The organism is Luedemannella helvata (assembly GCF_039528415.1).
In the GTDB taxonomy this organism is placed as follows: Bacteria; Actinomycetota; Actinomycetes; order Mycobacteriales; family Micromonosporaceae; genus Luedemannella; species Luedemannella helvata.
On sequence record NZ_BAAALS010000002.1, the window covers coordinates 24,008 to 37,385 of the forward strand.

Annotated in this window: 12 protein-coding genes; 2 read left to right on the forward strand and 10 right to left on the reverse strand. The window is 74.7% G+C overall.

The genetic code is table 11. The features are described 5' to 3' along the window. Positions 1-11 precede the first annotated feature (11 nt). From ABD191_RS02300 to ABD191_RS02320, 5 genes are read right to left on the reverse strand one after another with little or no spacing between them, the layout of a single operon-like run. A complete protein-coding gene (locus tag ABD191_RS02300; RefSeq protein ID WP_344076207.1) occupies positions 12-704 on the reverse strand; it encodes a RibD family protein in 693 nt (230 codons plus the stop codon). Next, positions 697-1,578, reverse strand: coding sequence for a lysylphosphatidylglycerol synthase domain-containing protein (locus tag ABD191_RS02305; RefSeq protein ID WP_344076209.1), 882 nt, complete (start codon positions 1,576-1,578; stop codon positions 697-699). The genes ABD191_RS02300 and ABD191_RS02305 overlap by 8 nt, the downstream gene beginning before the upstream one ends. Further along, positions 1,575-2,639: a glycosyltransferase family 4 protein gene (locus tag ABD191_RS02310; protein WP_344076211.1), complete on the reverse strand. Its 1,065-nt coding sequence runs from the start codon at positions 2,637-2,639 to the stop codon at positions 1,575-1,577. The genes ABD191_RS02305 and ABD191_RS02310 overlap by 4 nt, the downstream gene beginning before the upstream one ends. After that, positions 2,636-3,034, reverse strand: a complete 399-nt coding sequence (locus ABD191_RS02315; protein ID WP_344076214.1) for a 6-pyruvoyl trahydropterin synthase family protein — start codon at positions 3,032-3,034, stop codon at positions 2,636-2,638. The genes ABD191_RS02310 and ABD191_RS02315 overlap by 4 nt, the downstream gene beginning before the upstream one ends. Positions 3,035-3,039: 5 nt before the next feature. Next, positions 3,040-4,011 carry a zinc-dependent alcohol dehydrogenase gene (locus ABD191_RS02320; protein ID WP_344076217.1) on the reverse strand — a complete coding sequence of 324 codons (972 nt, stop codon included), beginning with the start codon at positions 4,009-4,011 and terminating at the stop codon, positions 3,040-3,042. A 79-nt stretch (positions 4,012-4,090) separates the two neighbouring features. Here ABD191_RS02320 and ABD191_RS02325 point away from each other — a divergent pair, with 79 nt between their 5' ends. Next, positions 4,091-4,780, forward strand: a complete 690-nt coding sequence (locus tag ABD191_RS02325) for a CDP-alcohol phosphatidyltransferase family protein (protein ID WP_344076219.1) — start codon at positions 4,091-4,093, stop codon at positions 4,778-4,780. An 89-nt stretch (positions 4,781-4,869) separates the two neighbouring features. Here the strand turns inward: ABD191_RS02325 and mhpA are convergent, their stop codons facing one another. Together mhpA and ABD191_RS02335 are read right to left on the reverse strand one after the other, a co-directional pair. Continuing rightward, positions 4,870-6,462, reverse strand: coding sequence for a bifunctional 3-(3-hydroxy-phenyl)propionate/3-hydroxycinnamic acid hydroxylase MhpA (mhpA, locus tag ABD191_RS02330; protein ID WP_344076221.1), 1,593 nt, complete (start codon positions 6,460-6,462; stop codon positions 4,870-4,872). 112 nt (positions 6,463-6,574) lie between these two features. After that, entirely contained in the window at positions 6,575-9,577 is a 3,003-nt protein-coding gene (locus ABD191_RS02335) for an ATP-binding protein (RefSeq protein WP_344076223.1), read from the reverse strand. Positions 9,578-9,676: 99 nt separating this feature from the next. Between ABD191_RS02335 and ABD191_RS02340 the strand changes: the two genes are divergently transcribed. Continuing rightward, positions 9,677-10,405: a M50 family metallopeptidase gene (locus ABD191_RS02340; RefSeq protein WP_344076225.1), complete on the forward strand. Its 729-nt coding sequence runs from the start codon at positions 9,677-9,679 to the stop codon at positions 10,403-10,405. A gap of 8 nt (positions 10,406-10,413) precedes the next feature. On the opposite strand, the gene ABD191_RS02345 is transcribed toward ABD191_RS02340, so the two are convergent. Genes ABD191_RS02345 through ABD191_RS02355 form a run of 3 tightly spaced genes read right to left on the reverse strand, consistent with a single transcriptional unit; the run spans position 10,414 to position 13,249 of the window. Further along, positions 10,414-10,866, reverse strand: coding sequence for a S26 family signal peptidase (locus tag ABD191_RS02345; RefSeq protein WP_344076227.1), 453 nt, complete (start codon positions 10,864-10,866; stop codon positions 10,414-10,416). Next, a complete protein-coding gene (locus tag ABD191_RS02350) occupies positions 10,863-12,710 on the reverse strand; it encodes an ABC transporter ATP-binding protein (RefSeq protein ID WP_344076229.1) in 1,848 nt (615 codons plus the stop codon). The genes ABD191_RS02345 and ABD191_RS02350 overlap by 4 nt, the downstream gene beginning before the upstream one ends. Next, positions 12,710-13,249 (reverse strand): TlpA family protein disulfide reductase, encoded by a 540-nt coding sequence (locus ABD191_RS02355; RefSeq protein ID WP_344076231.1) that lies wholly within the window; start codon positions 13,247-13,249, stop codon positions 12,710-12,712. The genes ABD191_RS02350 and ABD191_RS02355 overlap by 1 nt, the downstream gene beginning before the upstream one ends. Positions 13,250-13,378 lie beyond the last annotated feature (129 nt).

Below are 13,378 nucleotides of genomic sequence, written 5' to 3' on the forward strand. Positions count from 1 at the left end.
GGCTCCTCTCCTCAGTCCTCGCCGAAGCGCGCGGACAGTGCGTACCGCAGCAGCACCACGTCGCCGATCTGGCGCACGTCGGCCAGCCGGGCGCGGCGCCCCGCGTGCCAGGGGAAGGCGCCGTCGTCGACGAACCGGCGGGCCCGCGAGTCCCCCACGAAGAACGGCGCCACGACCAGGTGCAGCTCGTCGGCCAGACCCTCGAGCAGGAACTGGGTGTGCACCGTCCCGCCGCCCTCGACCATGAGCCGGCAGACGCCGCGCCTGTGGAGGTCCTCGACCATCCGGCGCAGGTCGACGGGCTCGCCGCCGTCCACGATGGTCGCCACAAGGCCGAGCCGCTCGCGCGCCAACGCCACCGCGCCGCTCGCGCAGTACACGATCTTCTCGGCCTCGCCGGTGGCGAAGAAGCTCGCGCACGGGTCCAGTTGCGCGCCGCCGGTCACGGTGACCTTGACGGGCGAGGGTGGCAGGCCCCGCTGCGCGCGGGCGCGCCGGCGGGCCGGCGACCGCACGAGCAGGCGCGGGTTGTCCTTGCGGACGGTACGGGCACCGACGAGGATCGCGTCGCACCCGGCGCGTTCGCCGTCGACGCGGTCGAAGTCGGCGTCGTTGGACAGCAGCAGCCGTTCGTCGCTCGCGTCGTCGAGGTACCCGTCGAGGGACATGCCGCAGCTGAGCAGCACGTACGGCCGTTCACCCACGCGTGCCTCCCCACCTGGCCGACCAGGCCACCAGCACGACGGCCCCGGGCAGGCACGCCACCAACGCCAGTACCCCGTAGGTGACCGCGACAGCCACGCCCTGCGCGGCCGTGAGCCCGGCCGCGCCGAACGCCCACGCGGCCACGCCCTCGCGCGGGCCCCATCCGGCGAGGTTGAGCGGCAGCGCCATGGCGAGCAACGCGAGCAGGGTCAGCGGGATCAGCCGGGTCAGCGGCGCGGTCGCGCCGACGGCCCGCGCCGCGACCAGGAACGTCGCCAGGTGCCCGAGCAGCACGACGACGGTCGCGGCCGTCACGCCGGCCCAGGCCCGCCGGTCGAGCCTCGATGAACCCGTACGCCGGCGCGTCACCAGGAACGTGACGAGCCCGACCGCCGCGACGGCGAGCACGACGGCCGGCATGTACGGCCGCAACGGCGACGGGAACGCGCACAGCACGACGACGGCGACGCCCAGGTGGACCGGCTGGGCGGCCAGGCGTTCGATGATCACGGCCCGTACGCCGAGGCGGACGTCGCCGATCTCGCGGCCGTGACGCACCGCCCGGTGCACGTCGCCGATCACCCCGCCGGGCAGGGTCGCGTTGAGGAACTGCGACCGGTAGTAGGCGGCGACGGCCCCGCCGAGCGGCAACGTCACGCCGAGGCTGGCCGCGATGGCCCGCCACCGCCAGGCGCAGCAGAGCGTCGTGAGGGCCCCGATGCCGAGCGCGGCGGCGAGCGCCGGCCCGTCGACGGCGCGGGTGGCGGCCACGAACGGGCCGGCGCCGAGCCGCCACACCACCACGGCGAGGATCGCCGCGCCGGCGGCGGCGCGTACCCCCGCCCACCCGCGCCGCGCGGGCCGGTCGGTCATCGGCCCGCGCCCGCGGTCGAGGGCAGTCCGGTCAGCGCGCGCGAGAGGACCCTCGCGGCCTCGGCCCAGCCGGTCTGTGCCGCTCGACGCGCACGGGCCGACTCGCGCAGCCCGCCCCGCAGCACCGGATCGGTGAGCCACCGCCGCAGCGCCCCGGCCAGGGCGTCCGGGTCGTCGGGGGGCACGAGCAGCCCGGGCGCGCGGCCCGGCACCCCGCCCAGCGCCTCGGGCACCCCGCCCACGTCGCTGGCCAGGACGGGAATGCCGCGCGCGAGCGCCTCGGCGACCACCATCCCGTACGTCTCGCCGCGCGAGGGCAGCACGAGCAGGTCGGCCGCCGCGTACCGCGCGGCGAGCGCGGGTCCGGTGGCCGGACCGGCGAAGGTCAACCGTTCGGCGATCCCGTTCACCCAGGCCTCGCCCCGGACGCGGGCCGCGAAGTCCGGGTCCCGGTGGGTCGCCCCGACGCACACGCACCGCCAGGCCAGCCCGCCCAGCCGGGCGAGCGCGGCCACGAGCACGTCGTGGCCCTTGTGCGGGGCGACCACGGCCACACACAGCAGGTTGGCGCCGGACGGGGACCCGGTGGCCACGGGCGCGGGGTCCACGCCCGGCGGTACGACGTGGATCCGGTCGCGCGGCAGGGCATAGTCGGCGACGAGCCGCGCCCGGCTCCACCCGCTCGTCGTCACCACGGCGTCTACCGTGGACAGCGCCGTACGCTCGGCGGCCCGCAGGTCGTCGGCGTCCGCGCCGAACAGCATGTGGACCAGGGCGACGAGTCGCAGGCGCCCGGCGTGCGCGGCGAGTTGAGCCGGCGCGGCCGAGGCGACGATCCCGTCGATCAGCGCGAGCGAGCCGGCCGGCAGCCCCGCGAGCACGTCCGCGAGGCCGGCCCGCGCCGCGTCGTCGGAGCGCGGCCACCCGCCCGCCACCCGGTGCTCGCGCACCGACCAGCCCTGCTCGGCGAGCGCGACCGCGACCCGCCGGTCGTAGACGCTGCCGCCGGTCGGGGCCGCCGGGTCGGCGACGGACCCCGGCACGACCAGGTGCAGGTTCATAGCGGCCGCTCGTAGCTGGCCCAGGCGATGTGCGACTCGTGCAGGGTGACGCTGATGCCGGCCAGCCCGCGCGCGCCCTCCCCGAGCGCCCCGGCGCGCACCCGCTCGGCGAGCCGGTCGGCGATCACCTTGGCCAGCGCCTCCGTGGTCGTGTTGATGCCGGCCAGGTCCGGGTCCTCGTCGAGGTTGCGCAGGTTGAACGCGCTCACCACGAGGCTCAGCTCCTCGGCGGCGCGGGCGATGTCGACGACGATGTTGTCCTCGTCCAGTTCCCGCCGGCGGAACGTGGCGTCGACGATGAATGTCGCGCCGTGCAGCCGCTGTGCCGGGCCGAAGACCTCGCCCCGGAAGCTGTGGGCGACCATCATGTGGTCGCGGACCGTCACGCTGAACATCGCGCTCACTCTCCGCCGTAGGTGATGACGTGGCACAGGTCGTCGAGCGTGCCGTCCGCGAGGCCGGCCAGCACGTCGGGCAGTCGCGCCAGCGGTGACTGCCCCGTGAGCAGCGCGTCAAACGCCGGATCGCGCAACAGGCGCAGGGCGAGGGCGAGCCGGTCGCCGAAGGTACGGTCGCGCCGCGCTGGCGAGACCGTGCCGACCTGGCTCGCCCGGATGCCCAGCCGCCGGGAGTGAAAGGCCGCGCCGAGCGGCACCGTCACGGCGCGGTCGCCGTACCAGCTCAGTTCCGTGACCGTGCCCTCGGCGCGCAGCAGGTCCAGCGACAGGGCGAGCCCCGCGGCGCTCGCGCTCGCGTGGAACACCAGGTCCCGCTCGCGGGCGGCCCGCTCGGGCGCGGCGAACACGGCGCCCACCGCGGCCGCCACGGCCGCCCGGGCCGGGTTGAGGTCGACCAGTTCGACCGACACGCCGGGCACGCGGGCGGCGAGCGCGGCGACGCAGCAACCCACCATGCCGGCGCCGACGACCGTGACCCGGTCGCCGAGCAGCGGTGGGCTGTCCCACAGGGCGTTCACGGCCGTCTCGACCGTGCCGGCGAGCACCGCGCGCCGCGCCGGCACGCCGTCGGGCACGACCGTCACCGCGCTCGCCGGCACGACGTAGGCACTCTGATGGGGATAGAGGCAGAACACGGTGCGTCCGAGCAGCGCGGCTGGCCCTCGCTCGACGACGCCGACGCTAAGGTAGCCGTATTTCACCGGGCCCGGGAAGTCGCCCTCCTGGTGCGGCGCGCGCATCGCCGTGTGCTGGCTCGCGGGCACCTCACCGCGGAAGACCAGCGTCTCGGTGCCCCGGCTCACCCCGGAGTACATGGCGCGCACGAGCACGTCGTCCGGGCCCGGCTCGGGCAGGGTCGCCGGCCGCAACTCGCCGGCGCCGGGCGAACGGAGCCAGAAGGCCGCTACGGTCACGTGTCCCCCCTTTCCGGCGCCACACAACGGTGCCATTCGAGTTAACGGAGGCGCGGTGCGCGCGGTTCGACGAGGACCGATGGTAGGCCTATTGGCGCAGGTGGCGGTGCTCGCCGCGCTGGCGGCGACCGTCGGCTTGGGCGGCGCGGGGTGGGCCGTGGGGCTCGCCTGCGGCCTCATCATGCGCGCCGCGCTCACGCGCGGCCTCACCACCACGGGGGTACGCGCGCTCGGCCCGGCCGACGCGGTGACGGTGACCCGCGCGACCCTGGCCGGCGGCGTGGCGGCCCTGGTCGCGGACGCGTACGTGCGCCCCGTGCCGCTGGCCACCCTCGTCGGGATCACCGTCGTGGCACTCGTGCTGGACGCGGTCGACGGGCAGGTGGCCCGGCGCTCGGGCACCGCCTCCGAGCTGGGCGCCCGCTTCGACATGGAGGTCGACGCGTTCCTCATCCTCGTGCTGAGCGTGCTCGTCGCCCGGTCGGCCGGCTGGTGGGTGCTCGCCCTGGGCGCGATGCGGTACGCCTACGTGGCGGCGGGGTGGGCGCTGCCGTGGCTACGGCTGCGGCTGCCCGTGCGGTACTGGCGAAAGGTCGTCGCCGCGACGGTCGGGATCGTGCTGGTCACCGCCGCGGCCCTCCCCGGACCGGTGACCACGGCGGCGCTGGTGGTGGCGCTCGCGCTGCTCGTCGAGTCGTTCGGCCGCGACGTGATCTGGCAGTGGCAGCACCGCAGGACCGTGCTGCGCGCCGACCGCGCCACGCCGTGACACCGACGGGCCGGGCGGTACGGCCCTGGCCGGAGGTTATGGATTCTTCGGCCGACATAGCGGCCCGTTTAATCCATAACCTCCGGCGGTCATGTCGTCGCGTTCATCGGGGCGCCGTGCCGTAAGCGGGTGGTCAGGAGGGCGGTCAGGCGGGGTACGTCGTCCGCCTGGCCCGTGGCGAAGACGAACCGGTCCGGTCGCAGCAGGGCCACCTCGGCCTTGTCGCGCGCGTACCACGCCGCGAGTCCGCCCTCGATGTCACCGACGTCCGCCGCGCCGAGCAGGGTCGTGCCGGCCGGGCGCACCCGCAGGAACGTGACCGGCAGCCCTTGCCAGCGCGGATCGGCGGCCAGCTGCGGATCGACGCCAGGCCCGATCACCGCGAAGCCCGCACCCAGCACGTCGTCGAGCGGGCGCGGCGACGGCGATCCGGCCGCGAGCACCAGGGGCTGCGGGAACATGCGACCCTCGACGCCGCGCCGGCGCCCGCTGGCCATCAGCCCGGCATCGTGGGCGGGCAGCGGCTTGAACTCGAAGTGCCGCAGGAACCGCCGCACCCGCGGCACGGTCTGGATCGCGCGCAGCGCCGTATCCCGCGCCCACGCGCCGGCGCGGCTGCGCGCCAGGAAGACCTTGCCCAGCCGCACGGACGTGCGGGCCATCGCCGCCGCGTGCGGGCGGCGCTCCTGCTCGTACGTGTCGAGAAGGTCCTCGTCCGCGGCCCGCGACAGCACGAGCGCGAGCTTCCACGCCAGGTTCGCCGCGTCGCGCAGGCCGCTGCACAGGCCCTGCCCCATGAACGGCGGCATCTGGTGTGCCGCGTCGCCGAGCAGGAACACCCGCCCGACCCGCCACCGGTCGGCGATGAGGTTGTGGAACCCGTAGACGACCGCCCGGCTCACGGCGAACCGTTCCGGGTCGACGTACGGTTCGACGAGCGCGGCGATCGTGGCGGGTCGCTCCATCTGGTGGGCGAGCTCGCCCGGCATGAGCATGAACTCCATGCGGTAGCTGCCGTGGGTGCCCGGCGAGACGAACGCGGGCCGCCGCCAGTCGCAGACGAACCGGGTGCGGTCGACCCGGACGCCGTTGGCCGGGATGTCGCCGGACACGGCCAGCCACGGCTCCTCGTAGCTGGACCCGATCAGGTTGATGCCGGCGAACGTGCGCACGGTGCTGCGCGCCCCGTCGCAGCCCAGCACGTACCGGGCCCGCACGGTCTGCGTGGTCCCGTCCGTGCCGCGCACGGTCAGCATGACCGCGTCCGGCCCGGGCGCCATCGCCACCACGTCGGCGCCCAGTCGCAGCGTGACATGGTCGAAGCGGTCCAGTCCGGCCCGCAGGGTGTGCTCCAGGCGCGGCTGGTCGAAGAAGTACAGCGGCCTGTACCCGAGCCCGAAGTCCACCTCGGACAGCGCCAGCTCGGCGAACAGTTCGCCCTTGGCGTTGACGTACTCGGCGACCGGCGACGGGTACATGTCGGCCATGAGTTGCCCGGCCAGTCCGGCCTGCTGGTAGATCCGCAGCGCCTCGTCGTCGGCGGAGAACGCGCGCGGCTGCCCGTGCGGCTCGACGCTGCGCTCCAGTACGAGCGTGCTCACGCCGTGGACGCCGAGCAGGTTGGCGGTCAGCGCGCCGACCGGTCCGCAGCCGACCACCACCACATCGACTTCGGTGTGCATGGGTGACTCCTTCATGGCGTTACCGGCCGGCGGCGATCGCCGGCCCGCCACCATGACACCGGGGCGGCGTCGAGTCCGTGTGGAGTCGCGCCTCCACACGGATTCCACGGTGCTATCCGGACAGGCGCGCGACGAACAGGCGGGCGTCCTGCTCGGCGGCGAGCCGGGCCGCCTCCCGCAGGTCGGCGGGCGTGCCGCGCAGGCGCAGCAGCTCGGCGACGAACACCCGCTCCCCCGTCTCGTCGGCGATGGCGAGCGCCTCGTCGACCAGGCGCGCGGCGCCCCCGGCGTCGCCGGCCGACAGGTGTGCCGTGGCCATGCCGGACAGGGTGATGGTGCGGGTGGCACGCAGGCCCGGCCGGTAGATCGCCTCGTAGCCCTCGCGCAGCGCGTCGAGCCGCGACGGGTCGCCGGCCTGGACGGCGGCCCACTCGAGGAGGTAGCCGCCGGTGGCCACGCAGTGCGGCAGCCGGTGTTCGCGGCCCAGGTCGCGGCACCGGCGCGCGGCCACGCTCGTGGCCGGCGCGTCGAGTTCCTGCATGCCCAGCCACGCGGCGAAGAGCTGCGCGTTGGCCCGCGCGTACGGGTCGTCGAGGCGCTCGGCCAGCGCCACGGCCGCCGCGATGTCGTCGCGCGCCGCGGCCCGCTGCCCGCGCAGCGACCGCACCAACGCGCGGAAGTGGTACGCCGCGAGCGCCGGCAGGCCGAGGGCCTGGGGTGCGACGGCGTTGAGCCGGTCCACGGCCAGGCTGAGGTGCTCCTCGGCAGCGGCGAGCCGGCCGGTGAAGAACGCGGCCACGCCCAGCTCGTACTGCCCGGCGGCCCAGGTGATGTCGTCGGGCGGGCCGGGGGCGTCGGCGATGCGGCCGGCGAGGTCGGCGCAGATGTCGAACTCGCCCCGGTTGGCGGCCAGTTCCGCCAGCGCCCATAGCGCCGGCCGGGTGTCGGTCTCCGGGCCGACGAACGCGAGCAGTTCCCGGGCCCGCGCGCACGCCGCGCCCACCGCCCCGCTGCCGATGCCGACCGTGCTCTGCAGCAGCGCGGCCCGGCGCAGTTGCACGGTCAGTTCCGCGCCGGCCCGGGCGGGTGAGGTCGCCAGCTGGGCGGCGGCCCGGTCGAGGTGGGCGGAGGCGTCCTCGTAGGCCAGGCGTCGGATCGCCTCGTCAGCCGCGCGCAGCGACCAGGTCACGTGGTCGTCGCCGTGCCCCAGGCCGACCGCCAGCCCGTAGTGGCGCGCGATCTCCGCCACCGCGAAGGTGCCCAGCCGCTCGTACGCCCCGGCCAGGCGGGCGTGCAGGGCCGCGCGCCGGGGTGCCGCGAGGTCCGCGTACGCCACTTCGGCGAACAGCGGATGCCGGAACCCGACCAGCCCCGGCCCGACGGACCCGGCCAGCTGCGCGACGGGCCCGTCGCTGAGCAGCGCGACCAGCCGCTCTGTGGGGATGTCGAGGACGGTCGCGACGGTGTGCAGGTCCAGTTCGTGGCCGGCGACGCTGAGCAGTTCCAGGCAGTCGCGGGCGGCCGGCGCGAGCGCCGCGAGCCGGGCCCGTACGGCGTCGATGACCGTGGGTGGCAGGTCCCCGGCGTCCGGATCGTGGCGCAGCAGCTCGGTGAGGAAGAACGGATTGCCATGGGTACGCGTGTGCAGCTCCGCGACGTAGGCGTCGGCCGGGTTGGCGCCCCGTTCGCGGCGCACGAGCCGGCGCACCGCGTCGGGCCGCAGCCCGCGCAGGCGCACCCGGGTGGCGTGCGCGGCCCGGTCCAGGTCGCCCATCGCGGCGACCAGGTCGGGCAGGTGGTCGTAGGGCCGGGTGGTCACCACGACCAGTGCCCGGGTGGCGGCGAGCGTGGTGGCGAGGAAACGCAGCAGCAGCAGGGAGTCCGGGTCGGCGGCGTGCAGGTCGTCGAGCACGATGAGCAGGCCGCGCTCGCGGGTGGCGGCCGCGATGAGGTCGGCGACCGCTTCGTAGAGCCGGAACCGCGCGGCGGGGTCCCACTCCGCGTGGCCCGGCTCGACCGCCGCGCCGGAGACGGCCGCAAGCGCCGGGTCGGCCGCCGCGCCGTCCGGGCCGGCCACGGTGATCAAACCTCGTACCACGCGGGACCAGACCCAGAACGGCGGCGCCTGGCCCACCTCGGGGCAACGTCCCCACACCACCGGGATGCCGCGGGCCGTGGCGCGCTGCTCGACGGCGCGCACCAGGCTGGTCTTGCCGATGCCCGGCTCGCCGGAGACGACCGCGATCCGGCCCCGCCCGGCCGTGGCCAGCTCGAGCTGGTCGTTGAGCTGGTTGACCTCGTCACCGCGGCCGATCAGGTCGTCGTCGGGCTCGTCGGGCAGCGCCACGGCCGGCCCGGCGGCGGTGGTCCGGGTGAGGATCTGACGGTGCAGCTCGCGCAGCGGCTCGCCGGGGTCCAGGCCGTACTCGTGGGCGAGGACCCGGCGGCCCTCCTCGTAGGTCTCCAACGCCTCCGGCTGGCGGCCGTCCCGGTAGAGGGCGAGCATGAGCTGCGCGCGGGCCGCCTCGCGGGTGGGGTGCTCGGCCACGAACCGGCGCAGTGTGGCCAGGACACTGGCGTGCCGGCCGCCGGCGACCGCGGCCGCGAAGCGTCCCTCCTCAGCGGCCAGGCGCAGCTCGGTCAGCCGCGCCACCTCCGGTTTCACGGCGGTCAGGTCGGCCGCGCCGGCCAGCGCGCGACCGCGCCACAGCGCCAGCGCCTCGGCGAAGCCGCGTTCGGCGGTCTCGGTGTCGCCCGCGTCGAGCGCTGCCCGCGCCGCGTCCACCGACATGGTGAACCGGGTGGCGTCGATCGTGGCGGGTGCGACACGCAGCTCGTACCCGCCGGGTCGGCCGGGCAGGACCTTGCTCGGCAGCCGGGCCGGGCGGCCGGGCTCCAACGCCCGGCGCAGCCCCGCCACGTACGTGCGCAGGGTGGTCTCGGCGCTTGCCGGCGGCCGGCCGTCCCACAGGGCGTCGACCAGCCAGCCGGTGGTGAGCAGACGGTTGGGACGCACGAGGAGCAGCACGAGCAGCGCCTGCTGCTTGGGGCCACCGACGTCGACGGGGTGCCCGTCCCGCACCACGAGCAGCGGGCCCAGCACCCCAAACTCCATGGCGACCAGTATGAACGAGTGGATCATCGCATCGGATTGGGCTGGATTGCCCGGCCGGTGGGGCATCACGCGCCGCGCGTCGATGTGTACGGTGTGGCGATGTTCGACCTCCTCGACCGGATTCTCGCGGTGCAGCCCGCGCCGCCGATGAGCACCGTGATCGCCACCGCCGTCATCGCGTTCGTGCTCGTCGCGTGGCGCCGGTCGTGGCGGTGGGTGCGCAACGCCATCACGATCGCCCACGAGGGCGGGCACGCCCTGGTCGCCGTGTTGTGCGGCCGGCGCCTGGAGGGCATCCGCCTGCACTCGGACACGTCCGGGCTGACCTTCACGCGCGGGCGCGACCGGGGACCCGGCATGGTGCTCAGCCTCGCCGCCGGTTACACGGCGCCGTCGCTGCTGGGCGCCGGCGGGGCCGCGCTGCTCGCGACGGGACGGCTCACGCTGCTGCTCTGGCTCGGCATCCTGTTGGCCGTGCTCATGCTCGTGATGATCCGCAATGTCTACGGGGTGCTGTCCGTCCTCGTCACGGGCGGCATCCTGTTCGCCGTGTCCTGGTACGCCGACGCGACGTGGCAGGCGGCCTTCGCGTACACCGGGGTGTGGTTCCTGGTTTTCGGCGGGGTCCGGCCGGTCTTCGAGGTGCAGTCGCAGCGGCGCCGCGGCCGCGCGCACTGGTCGGACCCCGATCAGCTCGCGCGGCTGACGCCGCTGTCGGGCGGGGTGTGGGTGACCATCTTCCTCCTCGTCGGGCTGGGCGCGATCGCCTTGACCGCCCTGCTTTTCGGCCTCATCGCCGCCACCCGCGACTCGTCTTTGTTCACCTGAGCCTGCCGCTACCCCGAACGCAGCGTCCGGCGGACGACACCGACGACGTCCTCGACGCCCACATAGCCGTACTGACGGGAGTCGCCGCTGGCGTCCGCGTTGTCCCCGAGCAGCACCAGACAGCCCGGGGGCACGACCGGCCCGGAGCCCTCGACCGCGAATGGCACCGGATCGCCCGCGACAGCGGCCACCCGCTTGATGACCCGCCGGGCGAGCATCGCCTCCTCGGGCGTGGCGCCATCCGGGACCGGTCGCAGCCGCGCGGGCAGGTCCACGACGACGACCTGCCCGGCGACGAGCCCGGCGCCGCCGCGCCGGCGCACCAGGACCCGCTCTCCATGCTGGTACGAGGGGGCCATGCTGGGCCCTTGCACCGACACCACCAGATGGCTGGCGCGCAGCCACACCAGTGCCGCGATCAGGATCAGGATCAGGCCGAGCCCTACCGCCAACCAGATCACGGTGATGTTGTACCGGCGTAGCCGCGCGCCTGCAACCCGAACAGCCGCGCGTAGATCCCGTTCGCCGCGATCAGGGACTCGTGGTCGCCCCGCTCGGCGATCACCCCGTCCGCGAGCACCACGATCTCGTCCGCGTCGCGCACGGTGTTGAGCCGGTGGGAGATGAGCAGGCTGGTGCGGCCGGCCCGGTGTGCCCGGAGCCTGGCGTGGATCTCGGCTTCGGCCTCGGCGTCCAGGCCGGAACTCGGCTCGTCGAGGATCAGCAGGTCGGGATCGTCACGCAGCATGGCCCGGGCCAGCGCCAGCCGCTGTCCCTGCCCGCCGGAGAGCAGCATGCCGATGTCAGGGTCCTCGGTGTCGATGCCGGGCAGAAACATCCGGGTCAGCATGGTGTCGTAGCCCTTCGGCAGTGCCACCAGCGCGTCGTGCACGCCCGCCCGCCGCGCGGCGGTCTCGATCGCGTCCCTGTCGCGCAGCCTCGCCAGGTTGCCCACGCCGATGTTCTCGGCGGCGGACAGCTCGTACTCGATGTAGTCCTGGAACACGGCGCCGACGCGCTCGCGCAGCTCCACCGGGTCCGTGTCGCGCAGATCCACACCGTTCCAGCGGACCTCTCCCCGGGTCGGGTCGTAGAGCCGGCACAGCAGCTTCACCACCGTGCTCTTGCCGGCGCCGTTCAGGCCGACCAGCGCGACCGCGCGACCGGCGGAAATGGTGAGGTTCAGCCCGCGTAGGACCCACGGCCCGTCCGGCCCGTAGCGGAACCAGACATCGCGGAACTCGATGCTGTCGGCGAGCGCCGGGACCCGCGCCGGAGCCGGCGGCACGGGCAGATCGGGCTCCACAGTGGTCACCGCGTGATAGTGGTCGAGCACCAGCAGGGCGTGGTAGGCGGCCGCGAGGTGGCCGACGCTGCCCGACAGCGCGCCCTGGACACCGGCGACCGCCGCCACGAACACGGTGACCTCGCCCACGGAGATCTGGCCGGACCGGGCGGCCAGCACCGCCCAGATCAGGCCGCCGCCCGCCACGACCGCCCCGAGCACGCTGAGTACGGCCTGCACGCGCAGGTTCCTGCGGTCCAGCGTGCGGTTCTCGGCGTTGGCCGCCCGCAGTTCGGTCAGCATCCGGTCCCGGAAGAAGGCGCCGAGTCCGAACAGGCGGATCTCCTTCGCCTCCCGGGGCGAGGTGAGCAGGTTGGCGTAGAAGTACTGCCGGCGCCCCGCGTGCCCGATCCGCCACATCGCGGCGGCCCGCAGCCGGCTCAGCACGATCTCCATGCGCAGTGCCGGAATCGCGGCGACCACGACCGCGACCACCAGCCAATGGTTGATCACCAGAAGTGCGGTGACGAAGCCAGCCGTGGTCAGTCCGCTTCGGGCCACGCCGATCGCGTTGTTCACGAGGTCGCTCGGCCCGGCGCTGCCTCCCTGCTGTGCCAGGCGGAGCCGGTCGTGGAAGCGCGGGTCCTCGACTCCGGACAGCCCGCGCATCCGCTCGTTGACCGCCAGGAACAGCCGGTCCAGGGCGATCACCTGTACGCGCCGGGCGAACTCGGCCTCCAGGTACTGGGACAGACGAGGCAGCAGGACGGTCGCGATGCCGACCACCGCCGTGGTCACCGAGAGCGCGACCAACGGCGCGACCGGGGTGTCACCGATGACGGCGTCGAGCACCAGTCCGGTGAACCACGCGGTCAGCACCGGCGCCGACCCGGCGGCGATCGCCAGCAGGACCAGGCCGCCCAGGTGCGTGGGGGCCGCTCGGAACCCGAGGCCCAACGCGGTGCGCAGGTGCCCCCACGCCACCCGGAAGCCGAGCCGGTCGCCCGTGGCGTCTCGCATCACACGGCGGCCGGCACGGGCGGGATCGCCTGGGAAGGCCAGTTCGCGACGACCACCCCGTCCCGGTCCAACCGGGCGGCCGCCGGGTAACCGGCGATGCGGAACCGGGTCGCCAGCGGCCCCTTGTCGCCCTCGACGACCACGGTCGCGACGTCACGGAGTCGCTCGACGAGGTCAGCCGCCCCGTCCGGGGTCTCCGCCACCACGACCGCGAGCGCCTGACCCCGGCCGCCGGGCAGCTCAGCGGCGGCCACGCGGAACCGGGGAATCCACTCCTCACAGGCCGAACACGTCGGGGAGAAGAACGCCACCAGGCCACCCTTGGCGAGGTTGGCCTCGGTGACCGGCTGTCCGTCCACCGTGGTCGCGGTGAAGGGGTGCGGGCGGGTACCGACGGCGATCATGGGGTCGCGCTCACCCCCGGCGGCGAGGTCGGTTATCTGGCTGGCGTGATCTCGCAGCCGCCGGACAACTCCCAGGGTCAGGATCAGATTCAGGGCGGTCAGAGCGATGCACAGGACGACGACTGCAACCAACATGGCGTCTCTCTCCTCAGGTTCTTCCGTCGTGGGAGTCCGTTACGGGAGTGCGATGGCTGACGGGAGCGGACAGCGGCCGGTCGCCGCCACCCGACTCATCCGGGTGGCGGCGACCGGCCGGCGCTACGA

What these genes read in the sequence shown, in the direction of transcription:
- ABD191_RS02305 (WP_344076209.1), bottom strand. Translation starts at nt 1,578, where the DNA reads ATGACCGACCGGCCCGCGCGGCGCGGGTGGGCGGGGGTACGCGCCGCC.
- ABD191_RS02310 (WP_344076211.1), bottom strand. Translation starts at nt 2,639, where the DNA reads ATGAACCTGCACCTGGTCGTGCCGGGGTCCGTCGCCGACCCGGCGGCC.
- ABD191_RS02315 (WP_344076214.1), bottom strand. Translation starts at nt 3,034, where the DNA reads ATGTTCAGCGTGACGGTCCGCGACCACATGATGGTCGCCCACAGCTTC.
- ABD191_RS02325 (WP_344076219.1), top strand. Translation starts at nt 4,091, where the DNA reads ATGGTAGGCCTATTGGCGCAGGTGGCGGTGCTCGCCGCGCTGGCGGCG.
- mhpA (WP_344076221.1), bottom strand. Translation starts at nt 6,462, where the DNA reads ATGCACACCGAAGTCGATGTGGTGGTGGTCGGCTGCGGACCGGTCGGC.
- ABD191_RS02335 (WP_344076223.1), bottom strand. Translation starts at nt 9,577, where the DNA reads ATGGAGTTTGGGGTGCTGGGCCCGCTGCTCGTGGTGCGGGACGGGCAC.
- ABD191_RS02340 (WP_344076225.1), top strand. Translation starts at nt 9,677, where the DNA reads ATGTTCGACCTCCTCGACCGGATTCTCGCGGTGCAGCCCGCGCCGCCG.
- ABD191_RS02350 (WP_344076229.1), bottom strand. Translation starts at nt 12,710, where the DNA reads ATGCGAGACGCCACGGGCGACCGGCTCGGCTTCCGGGTGGCGTGGGGG.
- ABD191_RS02355 (WP_344076231.1), bottom strand. Translation starts at nt 13,249, where the DNA reads ATGTTGGTTGCAGTCGTCGTCCTGTGCATCGCTCTGACCGCCCTGAAT.